The organism is Streptomyces sp. DSM 110735 (assembly GCF_016482685.1).
In the GTDB taxonomy this organism is placed as follows: domain Bacteria; phylum Actinomycetota; class Actinomycetes; order Streptomycetales; family Streptomycetaceae; genus Streptomyces.
Genome location: NZ_JACYHF010000002.1, coordinates 376,147 through 393,283, shown reverse-complemented (window position 1 = coordinate 393,283; position 17,137 = coordinate 376,147). Strand labels below are relative to the sequence as shown.

Genomic DNA, 17,137 nt, shown 5'->3' with positions numbered 1-17,137 from the left:
GAAGCTGTGACCACCGAGAACGTCGTCGGTCTCGTCGTGGCCGTCGCCCTCCTCGCCTATCTCGTCCTCGCCCTGATCTTCCCGGAGAGGTTCTGAGCGCGGTCATGAGTCCCGTACTCGCGGGCGTGCTCCAGTTGCTCGCCCTGACGGGCGCGCTCGCGCTCGTCCACGTCCCCCTCGGCGGCTACATGGCCCGGGTCTACGACTCCCGCAGACATCTGCGCGTGGAGCGGTGGATCTACAAGGGCACAGGCGCCGACCCCGGCACCGAGATGACCTGGACCGCGTATCTGCGGGCGGTCCTCGCCTTCTCGGTCGCCGGTGTCCTCTTCCTCTACCTCCTCCAGCGGCTCCAGGGCGTGCTGCCCGGCTCGCTCGGCTTCGCCTCGGTGTCGCCGACGCAGTCGTTCAACACGGCCGTCTCCTTCGTGACGAACACCAACTGGCAGTCGTACTACGGCGAACAGACCATGGGACACGTCGTGCAGACCGCCGGTCTCGCGGTGCAGAACTTCGTCTCCGCCGCCGTCGGCATGGCCGTCGCCATCGCCCTCGTACGCGGCTTCGCCCGGTCCCGCACCGGTGAACTCGGCAACTTCTGGGCGGACTTGGTGCGCGGCACGGTACGCATCCTGCTGCCGCTCGCCGTGCTCGCCGCCCTCGTGCTGGTCGCCTGCGGGGGCATCCAGAACTTCTCCGGCATCCACGAGGTCGGACAGTTCATGGGCGGTACGCAGCAGTGGAACGGTGGCGCCGTCGCCTCCCAGGAGGCCATCAAGGAGCTGGGCACCAACGGCGGCGGCTACTTCAACGCCAACAGCGCCCACCCCTTCGAGAACCCGACGCCCTTCACCAACCTGTTCGAGATCTTCCTCATCCTGGTGATCCCGTTCTCGCTGACCCGCACCTTCGGCGTGCTCGTCGGCTCGGTGCGGCAGGGGTACGCGATCCTCGCCACCATGGGCGTCATCTGGCTCGGTTTCACCGCGCTGATGATGGCCACCGAGTTCGCCCATCACGGCCCGGCGCTCCAGGCGGCAGGCGGGGCGATGGAGGGCAAGGAGGTCCGCTTCGGCGTCGGCGCCTCGTCGATCTTCGCCGCCTCGACCACGCTCACCTCGACCGGCGCGGTGGACTCCTTCCACTCCTCGTTCACCGGGCTCGGCGGCGGTCTCACCATGCTCGGCATGATGCTGGGCGAGATCGCGCCCGGCGGCACCGGCTCCGGTCTCTACGGCATGCTGATCATGGCGGTGATCGCGGTGTTCCTGGCCGGTCTGATGGTCGGGCGCACCCCCGAGTACCTGGGCAAGAAGATCGGCGCGCGCGAGATGAAGCTCGCCGCCTGCTACATCCTCGTCACCCCCGCCCTGGTGCTGGTCTTCACCGCCGCCTCCATGGCGCTGCCGACCCCGCCGCACTCGATGCTCAACTCCGGGGCGCACGGCTTCTCCGAGGTGCTGTACGCCTTCACCTCGGCGGCGAACAACAACGGCTCGGCGTTCGCCGGACTGAACGCCAACACCGACTGGTTCAACGTCACCACCGGGTTCGCGATGCTGCTCGGCCGGTTCCTGCCCATGGTGTTCGTGCTCGCGCTCGCCGGATCGCTCGCCGCCCAGCGCCCGGTGCCGGTCACCGCGGGCACCCTGCGCACCGAGAAACCGCTGTTCACCGGATTGCTGGTCGGGGCGATCCTGATCGTCACCGGGCTGACCTACTTCCCGGCGCTCGCGCTGGGTCCGCTCGCCGAAGGGCTGGCGTGATGACCACTCGTATGGACAGGCAAGAGGACGCGATGTCCGCACTCACCCCCGCCCGCACCCCCCGCCAGGACCCGCCCGCCCCGCCGCGCGAGGCACAACACCGGGTCGGCGCGGGACTGTTCGACCCCCGGCAGTTGGTCAGGTCGCTGCCGGACGCCGCCCGGAAGCTCGATCCGCGCGTCATGGTCAAGTCGCCCGTGATGTTCGTCGTCTGGATCGGCTCGGTCCTGACCACCGCGTTCTCCCTCACCGACCCCACCGACTGGTTCGGCTGGGCGATCAGCGCCTGGCTGTGGCTGACCGTGCTCTTCGCCAACCTGGCGGAGGCGGTCGCCGAGGGCCGGGGCAAGGCGCAGGCCGACAGTCTGCGCCGGGCCAGGACGGACGCGGTGGCGCGCCGACTGGTCGACGGGCGCGAGGAGCGCGTGCCCGGCACCGCGCTCGGCATCGGTGACCTGGTGGTCTGCGAGGCAGGGGACATCGTGCCCGGCGACGGTGACGTGGTCGAGGGCGTCGCCTCCGTGGACGAGTCCGCGATCACGGGCGAATCGGCGCCGGTCATCCGCGAGTCCGGCGGCGACCGCAGCGCGGTGACCGGCGGCACCCGGGTGCTCTCCGACCGCGTCGTCGTCTGCATCACCACCCGGCCCGGCGAGACCTTCGTCGACCGGATGATCGGTCTGGTCGAGGGCGCGGCCCGGCAGAAGACACCCAACGAGATCGCGCTCGACATCCTGCTCGCCTCGCTGACCATCGTGTTCCTCCTTGCCTGCGCCACGCTGCCGCCGTTCGCCAACTACGCGGGCACCCACCTCACCCTGGTCGTCCTGGTCGCCCTGCTGGTGTGTCTGATCCCGACCACCATCGGCGCGCTGCTCTCCGCGATCGGCATCGCGGGCATGGACCGGCTCGTCCAGCGCAACGTCCTGGCCATGTCCGGGCGCGCCGTCGAGGCGGCAGGGGACGTGTCCACCCTGCTCCTCGACAAGACCGGCACCATCACCCTCGGCAACCGCCGCGCCGCCGAGTTCGTGCCCGTGCGCGGCACCGCCGAAGCCGAACTCGCGGACGCCGCCCAGCTCTCCTCGCTCGCCGACGAGACGCCCGAGGGCCGCTCCGTCGTCATCCTCGCCAAGGAGCGGTACGGGCTGCGCGAGCGGCACCAGGGCGAGCTGACGGGCGCGGAGTGGGTCGCCTTCTCCGCCAGGACCCGGATGTCCGGGGTCGACGTGGCGGGGCGCGAGGTCCGCAAGGGCGCGGCCGGTTCGGTCGTCGCCTGGGTGCGCGAGCGGGGCGGCTCGGTGGCCGAGGACGCGGAGGCGGTCGTGGACCGCATCTCCCGTGCCGGGGGCACCCCGCTGCTGGTCGCCGTGCGCGACGACAAGGGGGCGCGCGTCCTCGGTGTCGTCCACCTCAAGGACGTGGTCAAGGACGGGATGCGGGAGCGGTTCGCGGAACTGCGCCGGATGGGCATCCGTACGGTCATGATCACCGGGGACAACCCGCTCACCGCGAAGGCGATCGCTCAGGAGGCGGGCGTGGACGACTTCCTCGCCGAAGCCACCCCCGAGGACAAGATGGCGCTGATCAAACGGGAGCAGGCGGGCGGCAAGCTCGTCGCGATGACCGGCGACGGCACCAACGACGCGCCCGCGCTGGCCCAGGCGGACGTGGGCGTGGCGATGAACACCGGTACGTCGGCCGCCAAGGAGGCCGGCAACATGGTCGACCTCGACTCCGACCCGACCAAGCTGATCGAGGTCGTCCAGATCGGCAAGCAGCTCCTGATCACCCGGGGCGCGCTGACGACGTTCTCCATCGCCAACGACGTCGCGAAGTACTTCGCGATCATCCCGGCGCTGTTCGCGGCGGTCTACCCCGGCCTGGACGCGCTCAACGTGATGCGGCTCTCCTCGCCGGACTCCGCGATCCTCTCGGCTGTGATCTTCAACGCACTGGTCATCGTCGCCCTGGTGCCGCTCGCCCTGCGCGGTGTGCGCTACCGGCCCGTCGGCGCGGACCGGATGCTGCGGCGCAACCTCGCCGTCTACGGCCTCGGCGGACTCGTCGCGCCCTTCGTCGGCATCAAGCTCATCGACCTCCTTCTCTCGCTGATCCCCGGGATCGGATGACCACATGAACAACTCCCTTGCCACCACCGCCCGGTTGCTCGGCGCCGGACTGCGGGCGCTGCTGGTGCTCAGCGTGATCACCGGCGTGCTGTACCCCCTCGCCGTCACCGGCGTCGCCCAGTCGCTGTTCCCCGGCGCGGCGGGCGGCTCCGAGGTCCGCGCGGACGGCCGTACCGTCGGCTCCTCCCTCATCGGCCAGTCCTACGACCTCCCGCCGAAGAAGGGCGAGGGCGCGCCGCGCCCCGACCTCCGCTGGTTCCAGGGGCGCCCGGCGAACGGGCTCGGCGTCAACAGCGTCAACACCCGCTACCACCTGCTGCTTTCGGGCGCGACCAACCTCGCCGCCGACAGCGGTGCCGTACGCGGTCGTTGCCCTGCGGTGCCCGAGGAGGGCACCCTGTGCGCCCAGGTGCTTTCCGCCCGCGCCGCCGTCGCCCGCGACAACTCGGTCCCCGGCCACCCGGTCACCCCGGCCGACATCCCGCCGGACGCGGTGACCTCCTCCGGCTCCGGACTCGACCCCGACATCTCCCCCCGCTACGCCCTCCTCCAGGTCCGCCGCGTGGCCGAGCGCAACGACCTCCCCGTCTCCCGCGTACGTCAACTGGTCGACGCGCACACGGAGAAGCGGACACTCGGCTTCATCGGCGAGCCCCGGGTCAATGTCCTGGAGCTGAACGTGGCACTGAGCGAGGCGGTGGCGCGAGGCTGACACGGGCAGGGGGCGCTCCGGCGCCCCCGGGGAAGCCGGTCGGGGCACGTCCTGCGGCCGGCTTTCCGGCACCCTCGCGAAAAACGCGACCGCGCCCCGCTCCGCCCGGATCGCTTTCCCCGCTCCTGGGCATAGGGGACTGGTGACCATCGGATGTGTGCGATGAGTATGCTCGGCCCCTGGCGGTCGGCGTCCACTGAGCGTAGGCGACGGGTAAGGGTGGGGAGAGGCGGGGCCATGGTGACGTCGCGGACGGGTGCTGCGCGGCTCGTGCCGACGGCACGGATCGAGGGGGAGTGGGACGGCAGAGAGCCGTCGGTGCTCCTGATCGAGGACGACCCCGGTGACGCCCTCCTGGTGGAGGAACTGGTCACCGACAGCGCGCTCAAGATGAGCCTGCGCTGGGTGCGCTCGATGACCGAGGCTGCCGAGGTGCTCGCCACCGAGGTCCCCGACTGCGTCCTCCTCGACCTGCACCTGCCCGACGCCCAGGGTCTTGAAGCCCTGTCCATGGTCCAGGCGCACGCCGACCAGGTCGCCGTCGTCGTCCTCACCGGTCTCGCCGAGGAGCAGACCGGGCTCGCCGCCGTCGCGGCGGGCGCCCAGGACTACCTCGTCAAGGGCCGCGTCGAACCCGAACTCTTCGGCCGCGCCGTGCGCTACGCGATCCAGCGCAAGCAGGCCGAGCAGGCCGCCGTCGCCCTCCAGGCCAGCCAGATGCAGGCGCGGGAGAACGCCCGCCTGGAGCGCGGTCTGCTGCCCCGCCCGCTGCTGCGCGCCGGGGGCGTCCAGGTGGTGGCCCGCTACCGCCCCGGCCGCGCCCAGGCGCTGCTCGGGGGTGATTTCTACGACATCGTGCAGAGCGCCGACGGCGCCGTCCACGCCCTGGTCGGGGACGTCTCCGGGCACGGTCCCGACGAGGCGGCGCTCGGCGTCGCCCTGCGCATCGCCTGGCGCACCCTCGTCCTCAGCGGCGTCACCGGCGCCGAACAGGTCGCCCGCCTGGAGGAACTGCTGGTCGCCGAGCGCGCCCGGGACGAGGTCTTCGCCACCCTGGTCAGCCTCGCCGCCGTCCCCGGCTCCCACAGCGCCAGCGTCGTACGCGCCGGACACCCCGGTCTGCTGCGCCGTACCGGCACCCAGGTGGACTGGGTCGAGGTGCCCGGCGGACCCGCGCTCGGCATGATCCCCGGCGTGGCAGGCTGGCCCACCGCCGAGCTGCCGGTGCCGCCCGGCGCGTCCGTGGTGATGTTCACCGACGGTCTGTTCGAGGGGCACGTCAGCCGGGGCACCGAACGCCTCGGCGAGGACGGTCTGCTCGCCCTCGCCCGGGAGTCGGCCACGCTGCCCGCCGAGGACTTCGTGGACACCCTGATCGACCGCGCCGAGGGACTGGCCGAGGAACGCGGCGGACTCGCGGACGACGTGGCCGTCGTCCATGTGAGCTGGAACCAGAAGTGACCCATACGGAGTCGGAGCACACGGTGAGGAACGACAAGGGCGCGCGCCGGCGCAGCCTGACGGTGCAGGGCTGGTTCCAGCTCGTACTGGCGCTGATGGCCCTGCTCGTGGTGGTCGGCACCGTGATCGGCGCCGACCTGCTCGGCCGCACCGCCGAGGCCACCGACGGGCTGCTCCTGCGCGTCCAGCCCGCGCAGACCGAGGCGTACCGGCTCCAGGCCGCCCTGGTCAACCAGGAGACCGGCATCCGCGGCTACGCGATCGCCGCCGACCGGCAGTTCCTCGCCCCCTACACCCAGGGCAAGACCGACGAGGCACACTCGGCCGCCCGGCTGCGCGAGCTGATCGGGGACCGTCCCGCCCTGCTCGCGGACCTGGACGCCGTCGAGCGGCAGGCAGCCGACTGGCGCCGCGCCTACGCCGAGCCGATGGCCGCCTCCGTCACCCCCGGCGAGCCCAAGCGCGTCGACAAGACCACCGCCGAACGCGGTCGACGGAACTTCGACCACCTGCGCGCCACCTGGGCGAAGCAGAACGCCGACCTCGCCCGCACCGTCCGCCAGGGCCACACCGAGATCGCCCACGAACGCACCGTGCGCAACTCGGTGCTCGGCGGCATGGTCGCCGCCTTCCTGCTCACCGGCGTCGCCCTCGCCTTCCTCGTCCGCATGCTGGTCGCCCGCCCGCTGGAGATCCTCGGCACCGCCTCCCGCCGCGTGTCGGGCGGTGACTTCGCTCACGTCATCACCAGCGGCGGACCCGCCGACCTGACCGCCCTCGCCGACGACGTGGAGGGGATGCGCAAGCGCATCGTCGCCGAACTCGACGCCTCCCGCGACCAGGAGCGCGTCCTCGCCCGGCAGACCGCGGACCTCGACGCCCAGGCCGTCGAACTGCGCCGCTCCAACGTCGAGCTGGAGCAGTTCGCCTACGTCGCCTCGCACGACCTCCAGGAACCCCTGCGCAAGGTCGCCTCCTTCTGCCAGCTCCTCGAGAAGCGCTACGGCGACCAACTGGACGACCGGGGACGGCAGTACATCGACTTCGCCGTGGACGGCGCCAAGCGCATGCAGGTGCTCATCAACGACCTGCTCACCTTCTCCCGCGTCGGGCGCCTCAACGACGCCCGCGTGCCCGTCGGTCTCGGCCCGGCGCTGGACAAGGCGCTGGCCAACCTGGGCGCCGCCGTCGAGGAGTCCGGCGCCGTCATCGACCGCCCGGACACGCTGCCCGAGGTCGTCGGCGACCCCACCCTGCTGGCCATGCTCTGGCAGAACCTGGTCGGCAACGCCCTGAAGTTCCGCCACCCCGAACGCGCCCCGCACATCACCATCACCTGCGAACCCGACCCCGACGAACCCGGCATGGCCCGGATCTGCGTCAAGGACAACGGCATCGGCATCCCCGGCGAGTTCGCCGAGAAGGTCTTCGTCATCTTCCAGCGGCTGCACAGCCGGGACGCCTACGGTGGCACGGGCATCGGACTGGCGCTCTGCAAGAAGATCGTGGAACATCACGGAGGCAGGATCTGGCTCGACACCGAGTGCACGGACGGCACCCGCTTCTGCATCACCCTCCCCCCGGCCGCCCCCGTCCCGGACGAGTCCGGCGCCGAACCCCAGGAAAAGGCCCTGACATGACGACCCCCTCCGCCACCCCCATCGACGTACTCCTGGTCGAGGACGACCCGGGCGACGAGCTGATGACCCGGGAGGCGTTCGAGGACAACAAGATCGGCAACACCCTTCACGTCGTCCGGGACGGCGAGGAGGCGCTCCACTTCCTCTACCGGGAGGGCGAGCACGCCGGCGCCCCGCGCCCCGACCTGATCCTGCTCGACCTCAACCTGCCCAAGTACGACGGGCGTCAGGTCCTGGAGCGCATCAAGTCCGACCCGGACCTGGCGCACATCCCCGTCGTGGTCCTCACCACCTCCGCCGCCGAGGAGGACATCCTGCGCAGCTACAAGCTGCACGCCAACGCGTATGTCACCAAGCCGGTGGACCTGGACCAGTTCATCGCGGCGGTCCGCCAGATCGACGACTTCTTCGTCCAGGTGGTACGGCTGCCGCGCCAGGGCTGAGGGGGTCTCCGGCGGTTCGGCGAGGGGCTGCCGCGCCGCGGGTGAGTTGCCGTGCCGCCGTCCTTCCGGTCCGTACGGGCGGTTACACTCGTCCGCTCGTAGTGATCAAGGAGCAGACCATGCGCAACGCCGCCGTCACGCCCCACGGGGACCTCATGCGCTGGGTCGAGCTGCCCGGCCGGGACGCCCCGCGCGTCTATGTCCACGGACTCGGCGCCAGTTCGTCCGCGTACTTCACCGGGACCGCAGCGCACCCGCTGCTCGCCGGTCACCGCTCGCTGCTGATCGACCTCCTTGGCCACGGCATCAGCGACCGCCCGGCGGACTTCGACTACAGCCTGGAGTCCCACGCCGACACCCTGGCCGCCGCGCTGACCGCCGCGGGGGTCAGCGGCGCCGAACTGATCGCGCACAGCATGGGCGGCTCCGTGGCGATCGTCCTGGCCGCGCGCCACCCCGGACTGGTCTCCCGGCTGGTCCTGGTCGACGCCAACCTCGACCCGGTCACCCCCGTCCCCGGCGCCCCCGGCAGCTCGGGCATCACCGCGTTCTCGGAGCGGGAGTTCCTGGACGGCGGCTGGGAGAAGGTCCGCGACACGGCGGGACCGCACTGGTGGGCCACCATGCGCCTGACCGACCCGACCGCCCTGCACCGCAGCGCGGTCCGGCTCACGCGGGGTACGACCCCCACGATGCGCGAACTGCTGCTGAAGCTGCCGATACCGCGCACCTTCCTCTTCCCCGAGGCGGACGGACCGTTCCCCGGCGCGCAGGGGCTGGAGGCGGCCGGGGTGCGGGTCGTCGCCGTCCCCGACTGCGGGCACAACATCATGCTGGACAACCCCGAGGTCTTCGCGCGCGAGACGGCCGCCGCCCTGGCGTGAGTTAGGCATGCCTAAGTAGGGTGCGGTGGCCGGACGCCCCGTCTCTCGCTGGAGGCCGCCATGACGAGCACCGCCGATGTGTCCACCGCCACGGACGGCACGGAGGGGGCGCCGCTGTGGCTCGCCCGGGTACGGCTCGGCGCCGGAGGACCGCTCGCGCGCCTCCGGGTCGCGGGCGGGCGGATCACGGGGATCTGGGCGGACGAAGGGCTTCAACGCGGCTGCGGCGAGCCGGTGTTCGACCTCGCCGGGCGGACCGTACTGCCCGGGCTGTGGGACGCCCATGTGCACATGGGGGAGTGGGCCGTCGCGCGCACCCGGCTGGACGTCTCCGGTCTCGGCTCGGCCCGCGCGGTCGCCGAGGCTGTCCGCGAGCGGGCTCAAGGGTCTCTGGAAGACGGGGTGTTGACCGGGTTCGGCTTCCGGGACGGGCTCTGGTCCGACGCCCCGCACAAGGACGTCCTGGACGCCGTCGTCCCCGGGGTGCCCGTCGCCCTGGTGAGCCAGGATCTGCACACCGCGTGGCTCAACTCCGCCTGCCTCGCCCTCGTCGGGCGCGCCGGTCACCCCAGCGGGGTGCTGCGGGAGCACGAGTGCCTGGAGGCTCTCGCCGCGCTGCCCGAGGCGCCCGTCGAGACCGTGGACCGCCGGATCGAGGAGGCGTGCCGCGCCGCCGCCGCACGCGGGGTCACCGGGATCGTCGACTTCCAGTACGGCGACACGGTCACGGACTGGACGCGGCGCGGTGCGGTCGCCCGGCTCCCGGTGCGGGTGTCGGCCGCCGTCTATCCGGCGTACCTCGACGCGGCGATCGGGCGCGGGCTGCGCACCGGTTCCGTCGTGGACGGGGGCGCCGGGATCGTGCGCGTCGGTCCGCTCAAGCTGTTCACGGACGGCTCGCTCAACACCCGTACCGCGCTGTGCCGCGACCCCTATCCGGGGCTCGGGGACACCCCGCGGGCGCACGGCATCCAGGAGACCGGCACGGAGGAGCTGGTCGCGCTGATGCGCCGCGCCGCCGCCCACGGCATCGAACCGGCTGTGCACGCCATCGGCGACCACGCCAACACGGTCGCCCTGGACGCCTTCGAGGCAGTGCGCTGCCGGGGCAGTATCGAACACGCGCAACTGCTCGCCGCCGCCGACCTGCCGAGGTTCGCCGTGCTGGGGGTGACGGCGAGTGTCCAGCCCCGGCACGCCACCGACGACCGGGACATCGCGGACCGGCACTGGGCGGGTCGCACGGACCGCGCCTTCGCCTACGCGGACCTGCTCGCGGCGGGGGCGCGACTGGAGTTCGGCTCGGACGCGCCGGTCTCGCCGCTGGACCCCTGGCTCGGCATCGCGTCGGCCGTGGGGCGCACCGGGGACCAGCGGCCCGCGTGGCATCCCGAGCAGCGGGTGCCGCTCGCGACCGCGCTCGCCGCCTCGGCCCGGGGCAGGCGGCTGATCCGGGTGGGCGACGCCGCCGACCTGGTGGTCACGGACGTGGACCCGCTGGAGGCGGACCTGGCGACCCTGCGGACGATGCCCGTCTTCGCGACCATGCTCGGCGGTCGCTGGACCCACGGACCGGCGTGAGCGCGGGAGCTTGCGCTTCGCCGTTCCGGGCGCATACTTAGGGTACCCTAACTTGGGTTCTCGTCTCCGGAGCGGAGCCGTGGACGGCGTGCGCCGGTGCGCGCGCCGCACGGGGTGGGCGGCGGCACGACCGCCGTGTGCGGAAGGTGTGGCGGCGCCCGTCGGCGCCGGAACGCGTGGCGGCGCCCCGGACGGCTTCGCCCCGCCCGGCGACACCCGGGCGCGTCGACGCGCGGCCGTACCCGAGGGCGGGGTGCGACCCGTCGAGCCGACCGCGAGAGGCGAAGCCCATGCCGTTCCCGTTCCCCGAGACCGTGACGCCGTCCGGAACGATCCCGCCCGCCGACGCCGTCCCGCCGCCCGGACCCGCCCAACTCCCGGGCGCGGCGGCTCCGTACGGCACGCCCGAGCCCGGTGGCGGTCCCTCCTGGTGTCTGGAGGCGGGCCGGGCCGTGCTCCTCGTCCGTGACGTGCGCGGCTGTCCCGTGGAGGACGGCTCCGGGTTCGTCGGGCACGCCGAGCGGCTGGTCCGGGCGGCGCGGGACGCCGGAGTGCCGGTCGTCTACGCGGTGCGGGTGCCGGAGCAGGGCGCCGCCCAGCCCGGGCGCGGGGTCGGGCGCCGTGTCGTCGACGCCGTCCAACCCCGGCCAGGGGACAGCCTGTTCACCGGGAAGCGGTGCAGCGCCTTCGCCGGGACCCGGCTGCGGGCGCGGCTGACGGAGCTGGGTCGCGACCAGGTGGTGGTCGCCGGGGTCGCCGCCGCGACGGACATACTGCTCACCGCGGCGGACGCCTGGATGCAGGACCTGGAGCCGTTCGTCGCCGCCGACGCGGTGGCCGACCGCACGGCCGCCGAGCATGCGATGGCCGTGCGCTGGCTGGCCGCCACCTGTGCCGTCGTCATGGACACCGACGCGCTGGTGGCGGCGTTCGGCGGCTGCGGGACGGCTCAGGAGGCGCCGGTGGAGCGGTGGGCCGGCACCCCCGGGTGAACCTGCTCCGGGGGTCCGGGGGCGCCGAAGTGCCGTCCGCTAGGCGGGCGTTCGTCCCGCGAGCAGGGAGCGGTGGATCTCCTCCGCGCGGACCGCCGTCGTGGACAGCAGGGTGCTGGTCAGACCGTGCGTGTGCTCGGTCCCGCCCTGGAGGTAGATCCCGGCGGTGACCTCCGGTGCCGTCGCCACCCGGTGGTCGCGCCCCACCCGGAGTTCGTCGCCGTCGTCGCGCAGGCACAGCTTGGCCGACTCCCCGAGGAGCGTGGTCAGGTCGCGGGGGCGGTACCCCGTGGCCAGGACGAACAAGTCCGCCTCCAGCGCCTCGTGTTCGCCGGTCGGCAGGAACTCCACGGTGATGTCGAGCGCCTCGCCGCCGGACCGGGGCCGTACGTCGCGCACCCGGGAGACGTTGAGGAAGCGCAGCCGCTCGCGTCCCGCTACCTTCTCGCGGTACGAGGTCGCGTACAGCGCCTCGATCAACTCCATGTCCACCACCGAGTAGTTGGTGGAGCGGTGGTAGTCGAACAGGGACTGTTTCACCTCGGCCGGGGCGCCGAAGTACAGGTCCACCGCCTCGGGGTCGAAGATGCGGTTGGCGAACGGGCTGTCGTCGGCCGGGGTGTAGCCGTACTTGGCGAAGACCGCGCACACTTCCGCGTCCGGGAAGGAGCGGTGCAGGAAGTCCACCGCCTCGGCGGCGCTCTGCCCGGCACCGAGCACGACCGCCCGGCGCACGGGCTTTCCTGTGGTGCCGAGTTCGGCGACGCGGGGGATCAACTGGCTGTTGTGCCAGACGCGTTCACCCAGCTCCAGACCGGGCGGCACATGCGGCTCAAGCCCCATCGCCACGCTGATGTTGCGCGTCCGGTACGTGACCGTGCGGTCGGGGTGCTCCGGGTCACGGCAGTGCACGTCGAAGTACGCGATGGTGCCCACCTCGTCGCGCACCGGCTCGACGGCCGTGACCTCGCTGTCGTAGCCGACGAGATGTCCGACCCGGTCGGCGGCCCACTCGAAGTACTGGTGGAACTCGGCGCGCAGCGGGAACAGCGTCTTCTGGTTCAGGAAGTCGATGAGCCTGCCGCGCTCGCGCAGGAAGCAGAGAAAGCTGAAGTCGCTGGTCGGATTGCGCAGGGTGACCAGGTCCTTGAGAAACGACACCTGCATGGTGGCGTCGTCGATGAGCATCCCCCGGTGCCAGCCGAAGCGCGGCTGACGTTCCAGGAAGCGGGCGGCGAGGCGTTCTCCCTCCGGGCGCCCCGCGTTGTGTTCCTCAACGGCTATGGCCAGTGCGAGATTTGACGGACCGAACCCGATTCCGAGGACATCGTGGACGCTGTCGAACTCCGTGCGGGGTGACTTCACCGTGGCATCGCCTCCCTCAGGCAGCCACATGTTAGATAAGGTTAGCCTTACCTAGCAACGGAGTCGTCGAAGAGGAGATCCTCATGCGCGTCGCCATGTTCGGCTATCAGACCTGGGGCCACCGCACCCTCCAGGCTCTGCTGGACTCCGGTCACGAGGTCGTTTTGGTCCTCACCCATCCGGCGAGCGAGCACGCGTACGAGAAAATCTGGGACGACAGCGTCGCCGAACTCGCCGAGAAGCACGACATACCCGTGCTGCTGCGCAACCGCCCCGACGACGAGGAAGTCCTCGCCGCCGTGCGGGAGGCGCGCCCCGACATCATCGTGGCCAACAACTGGCGCACCTGGCTGCCCCCGGAGCTGTTCGACCTGCCCCCGCACGGCACGCTCAACATCCACGACTCCCTGCTGCCGTCCTACGCCGGGTTCTCGCCCCTGATCTGGGCGCTCGTCAACGGCGAGGAGCGGGTCGGCGTCACCGCGCACCGCATGAACGGCGAGCTGGACGCGGGCGACATCCTCATCCAGCGCGCGGTGCCCGTCGGACCGTCCGACACCGCGACCGACCTCTTCCACCTGACCGTGGACCTCATCGCCCCCGTGGTCCGCGAGTCCCTCGACCTGATCGCCTCCGGCGCCGACGCCGGGCGCTGGCGACCGCAGGACCGCAGCCGGGCGAGCTTCTTCCACAAGCGTTCGCTGGAGGACAGCCGCATCGACTGGAGCTGGCCGGCCGAGCGCCTGGAACGCCTGGTGCGGGCGCAGTCCGACCCGTATCCGAACGCGTACGCCTTCCACCGCGGCGAACGCCTGCGGATCGTGTCCGCCGCCGTCTCCGAGGGGCGCTACGGCGGCACGCCGGGCAGGATCTTCATCCGCGAGGGCGACGGCGTGGTGGTCGTTGCGGGTCCCGACGCGCACAGCGGACAGGGGCGGGGACTGCTGGTGCGGCGGGTGCGGACCGAGGACGGCACGGAGCTGGCCGCCACGGAGTACTTCCGCACGATGGGCGGGTATCTCACCTCGCGACCCGAATGACCGCGCGCTGCCGTCGCCTGAATGAGCGTCAATCCGCCGCTGTCGCGGGCTCCTTGGAGTCCGCGTGGTGGCGGCCCATCGGTATCACCAACGGGGTGCCGCTCACCGGGTCGGTGGTGATCCGGCAGCGCAGGTCGAAGACGTGCTCGACCGTCTCCTCGGTCACCACCTGGACCGGGGGTCCCTCGGCGACGATCCGCCCCGCCTTCATGGCGATGACGTGATCGGCGTACCGGCACGCCTGGTTGAGGTCGTGCAGCACCATGACGACGGTGCGGCTCTCGCGCCGGTTGAGGTCGGTGATCAGGTCGAGCACGTCGATCTGGTGGGCGAGGTCGAGGTAGGTGGTCGGCTCGTCCAGGAGCAGGACGGGGGTGCCCTGGGCGACGGCCATGGCGATCCAGGCGCGCTGCCGCTGACCGCCGGAGAGTTCGTCCACCGGCCGGTCGGCGAGGTCGGTCAGGTTCGTCGCCGCGAGGGCGCCGTTCACGGCTTCTTCGTCCGCCTTCGACCACTGACGCCACCATGTCTGGTGCGGTGCGCGACCCCGGCTCACCAGGTCCAGCACGGTCAGCCCCTCGGGGGCGACCGGGGTCTGCGGCAGGATGCCGAGCTTGCGGGCGAGTTCGCGGGTGGGGATCGAGCGCAGCGCGGCGCCGTCCAGCTCCACCGCCCCCTGGCGCGGAGCCAGCAGCCGGGCGAGCGCCCGCAACAGTGTTGATTTCCCGCAGGCGTTGGCGCCCACGATGGCGGTGATCCGACCCGTCGGCACGGCGAGCTCCAGACCCTCCACCACCGCTCGTCCGTCGTAGGCGAGATGGAGGTCGTGCGCGGTCAACCTCGGCTCGTGCGCCTGAGGTTGTGTGACCTTCTCGGTGAGCGGGGTGCGCGCGTCGGTGGATGCCATGCGATCAGCCTCCTGAGCCCGCGCGGTTGGCGCGGATGAGCAGCCAGAGCAGGACCGGCGCGCCGAGCACACCGGTGACGATCCCCACGGGCAGTTCCGTACCGGGGATCGCCTCGCGGGCGATCAGGTCGGACCCGAGGACGACGAGGGCGCCGGTGAGACCGGAGACGAGCGGCGGCGGCGAGTCGGTCGCGGCCAGCCGCTGGGCGATCTGCGGGGCGGACAGCGCCACGAAGGCGACCGGACCGGCCGCAGCCGTCGCGAAGGCCACCAGCCCCACCCCGGTCACCAGCAGCGCGAGCCGCACCGGCTGCACCGGCGTGCCGAGCCCGGCCGCCACGTCGTCCCCGAGCTGGAGCGTGCGCATCCAGCGGCCCATCGCCAGCGTGACGGGCAGCAGCACCGCCATCGCCACGGCGAGGGTGTCCACCTGCTCCCAGGTGCGACCGTTGAGGTTGCCGACCAGCCAGCCGACCGCCTCCTGCGCCTCGAAGCGGTTGCCGCGCGCCACCAGGAAGTCGGTCGCGCTGGTGCAGATCCAGGACACCCCGATGCCGACCAGGATGATCCGGTACCCGGTGGCTCCGCGCCGCCAGGCGAGCGCGTACACGACGGCGGCGGTGGCGAGCGCGCCGAGCAGCCCCAGCGTCTGCAGTCCGAGCCCGCCGGTCCAGCCGAGCACGACCGCCGCCACGACCGCCGTACCCGCGCCCTCGGTCAGCCCGATCATGTCCGGGCTGGCCAGCGGATTGCGCGTCATCGTCTGGAACACCGCGCCCGAGACCCCGAAGGCGATCCCGGCGAGCAGCCCGGTCAGCGCGCGCGGCAGGCGCAGATCCTGGACGACGATCACCGTGCCCGGATCGCCCGCGCCCGTGAGCGCGCGGACCACGTCGGGCAGCGAGATCGGGTAGTCCCCGAGCGTCAGCCCCCAGCAGAACAGCAGGAACGCGGCGACGCCGACCAGTACGCCGGTTACGAGGAGCCGCGGGCGCAGGACGCCCGAGACGGGGGGCACCGCGAGGCGGAAGGGACGCCCGCGCAGGACGGGGGGCGCCGGGATCGCGGGGGCGGAGGGTGCGGTGGTGGACCGTGCGGTGCTGGAGCGTGCTGTGGTGGAGCGGCTGGGCATCCTCAGACCTCCGCGAGCTTGCGGCGCCGTACCAGGGCGATGAAGAACGGACCGCCGACGAACGCCACCAGGACACCCGCCTGGATCTCGGTCGGGCGGGCGGCGAGCCTGCCGAGGATGTCCGCCGCGAGGAGCAGCATGGGCGCGATGGCCGCCGACAGCGGCAGCAGCCAGCGGTGGTCGGGTCCGATGCCGGCCGCCTGGGCGAGCACGCGGGCGATGTGCGGGACGACCAGACCGAGGAAGACCACCGGTCCGATCACGGCCACCGAGGCGCCGGTCAGCAGCATGACCGCCGTCACCCCCTGGAGCCGTACCAGCCCGAGACGGCGCCCGAGCGAGGCGGCGACGTCGTCGCCGAGCGCGAGGCTGTTGAGCGCGGGCGCCGAGGCGAGCGCGAGCACCGCGCCGACGGCGAGGAACGGCAGCACGCTGGTCAGATCGCCCCAGTCCTGGTCGGCCAGCGAACCCGCCGACCAGAAGCGGTAGCGGTCCAGCGCGTCCGGGTCGGTGAGCACGATCGCGCTCGTGCAGGAGGAGAGCATGAAGGTGATGGCGACGCCCGCGAGCGCCAGTTTCACCGGCGTCGCCCCCGAACGCCCCAGCCTGCCGAGGAAGTAGACGAGGACGCTCGCCGCGAGCGCCCCGGCGAACGCGAACCACACGGTGCCGTAGAGCGAGGAGAGCCCGAACACGCCCACCGCGACGACGATCGCGAACGACGCCCCGGCGCTGACCCCGAGAATGCCCGGGTCGGCCAGCGGATTGCGGGTCAGCGCCTGCATCAGCGCCCCGGACAGACCGAGCGCGGCGCCGGTCGTCAGACCGAGCAGGGTGCGGGGGAGGCGCGCCTCCCAAATGACGTTGTCCACCGTCCTGTTGGGCGCGTGCCCGAGAAGGGCGTGGACCACCTGGTCCAGCGGGACGCTCAGCGCGCCCAGCGCGACCGACAGCAGGGACAGCAGCAGGAGCGCGGCGACGACGAGCCCGACGAGCACCGAGCCGCGCAGCTTTCCGCCTGGGGCCACTGGACTCTCTCCACGTCATCGTCCGTTCGCGGGCGCCTGGTTGACAGGTAAGGC

Annotated in this window: 15 protein-coding genes; 11 read left to right on the top strand and 4 right to left on the bottom strand. The window is 72.2% G+C overall.

The window, feature by feature from the left end; genetic code table 11:
• Positions 1-6 precede the first annotated feature (6 nt).
• The 10 genes from kdpF (at position 7) to IF655_RS04425 (ending at position 11,611) form a co-directional block, all read left to right on the top strand.
• The gene (gene kdpF, locus IF655_RS04470; RefSeq protein WP_199582170.1) at positions 7-96 is read left to right on the top strand and encodes a K(+)-transporting ATPase subunit F; all 90 of its coding nucleotides are present in this window, start codon (positions 7-9) and stop codon (positions 94-96) included.
• Positions 97-104: 8 nt separating this feature from the next.
• Complete coding sequence (gene kdpA, locus IF655_RS04465) at positions 105-1,766, top strand: potassium-transporting ATPase subunit KdpA (protein ID WP_199582169.1); 1,662 nt, start codon at positions 105-107, stop codon at positions 1,764-1,766.
• A 32-nt stretch (positions 1,767-1,798) separates the two neighbouring features.
• Positions 1,799-3,898, top strand: a complete 2,100-nt coding sequence (kdpB, locus tag IF655_RS04460) for a potassium-transporting ATPase subunit KdpB (RefSeq protein ID WP_199582365.1) — start codon at positions 1,799-1,801, stop codon at positions 3,896-3,898.
• 4 nt (positions 3,899-3,902) lie between these two features.
• Positions 3,903-4,610: a potassium-transporting ATPase subunit C gene (locus IF655_RS04455; protein WP_199582168.1), complete on the top strand. Its 708-nt coding sequence runs from the start codon at positions 3,903-3,905 to the stop codon at positions 4,608-4,610.
• Positions 4,611-4,847: 237 nt separating this feature from the next.
• Complete coding sequence (locus tag IF655_RS04450) at positions 4,848-6,071, top strand: PP2C family protein-serine/threonine phosphatase (RefSeq protein ID WP_199582167.1); 1,224 nt, start codon at positions 4,848-4,850, stop codon at positions 6,069-6,071.
• A 95-nt stretch (positions 6,072-6,166) separates the two neighbouring features.
• Positions 6,167-7,711 (top strand): CHASE3 domain-containing protein, encoded by a 1,545-nt coding sequence (locus tag IF655_RS04445; protein WP_206775465.1) that lies wholly within the window; start codon positions 6,167-6,169, stop codon positions 7,709-7,711.
• Positions 7,708-8,154 (top strand): response regulator, encoded by a 447-nt coding sequence (locus IF655_RS04440; RefSeq protein WP_199582165.1) that lies wholly within the window; start codon positions 7,708-7,710, stop codon positions 8,152-8,154. Before IF655_RS04445 ends, IF655_RS04440 begins: the two co-directional genes overlap by 4 nt.
• 119 nt (positions 8,155-8,273) lie before the next feature.
• A complete protein-coding gene (locus IF655_RS04435) occupies positions 8,274-9,038 on the top strand; it encodes an alpha/beta fold hydrolase (protein WP_199582164.1) in 765 nt (254 codons plus the stop codon).
• Positions 9,039-9,098: 60 nt separating this feature from the next.
• Positions 9,099-10,619 carry an amidohydrolase gene (locus tag IF655_RS04430; protein WP_199582163.1) on the top strand — a complete coding sequence of 507 codons (1,521 nt, stop codon included), beginning with the start codon at positions 9,099-9,101 and terminating at the stop codon, positions 10,617-10,619.
• 290 nt (positions 10,620-10,909) lie between these two features.
• Positions 10,910-11,611, top strand: coding sequence for an isochorismatase family protein (locus tag IF655_RS04425; RefSeq protein ID WP_206775400.1), 702 nt, complete (start codon positions 10,910-10,912; stop codon positions 11,609-11,611).
• Between the two features lie 39 nt (positions 11,612-11,650).
• On the opposite strand, the gene IF655_RS04420 is transcribed toward IF655_RS04425, so the two are convergent.
• Positions 11,651-13,006: a SidA/IucD/PvdA family monooxygenase gene (locus IF655_RS04420; protein WP_206775399.1), complete on the bottom strand. Its 1,356-nt coding sequence runs from the start codon at positions 13,004-13,006 to the stop codon at positions 11,651-11,653.
• Positions 13,007-13,059: 53 nt separating this feature from the next.
• On the opposite strand from IF655_RS04420, the gene IF655_RS04415 reads away from it, so the two are divergent.
• On the top strand, positions 13,060-14,016 hold the full coding sequence (locus IF655_RS04415; protein WP_199582161.1) for a methionyl-tRNA formyltransferase: 957 nt from the start codon (positions 13,060-13,062) through the stop codon (positions 14,014-14,016).
• 28 nt (positions 14,017-14,044) lie between these two features.
• Here IF655_RS04415 and IF655_RS04410 read toward each other — a convergent pair whose 3' ends face one another.
• The 3 genes from IF655_RS04410 to IF655_RS04400 are packed head-to-tail and all read right to left on the bottom strand — an operon-like array spanning position 14,045 to position 17,083.
• Complete coding sequence (locus IF655_RS04410; protein WP_199582160.1) at positions 14,045-14,923, bottom strand: ABC transporter ATP-binding protein; 879 nt, start codon at positions 14,921-14,923, stop codon at positions 14,045-14,047.
• Between the two features lie 4 nt (positions 14,924-14,927).
• Positions 14,928-16,055 carry an iron chelate uptake ABC transporter family permease subunit gene (locus IF655_RS04405; protein WP_199582159.1) on the bottom strand — a complete coding sequence of 376 codons (1,128 nt, stop codon included), beginning with the start codon at positions 16,053-16,055 and terminating at the stop codon, positions 14,928-14,930.
• Positions 16,056-16,057: 2 nt separating this feature from the next.
• Positions 16,058-17,083, bottom strand: coding sequence for an iron ABC transporter permease (locus tag IF655_RS04400; protein ID WP_199582158.1), 1,026 nt, complete (start codon positions 17,081-17,083; stop codon positions 16,058-16,060).
• Positions 17,084-17,137: the final 54 nt, after the last annotated feature.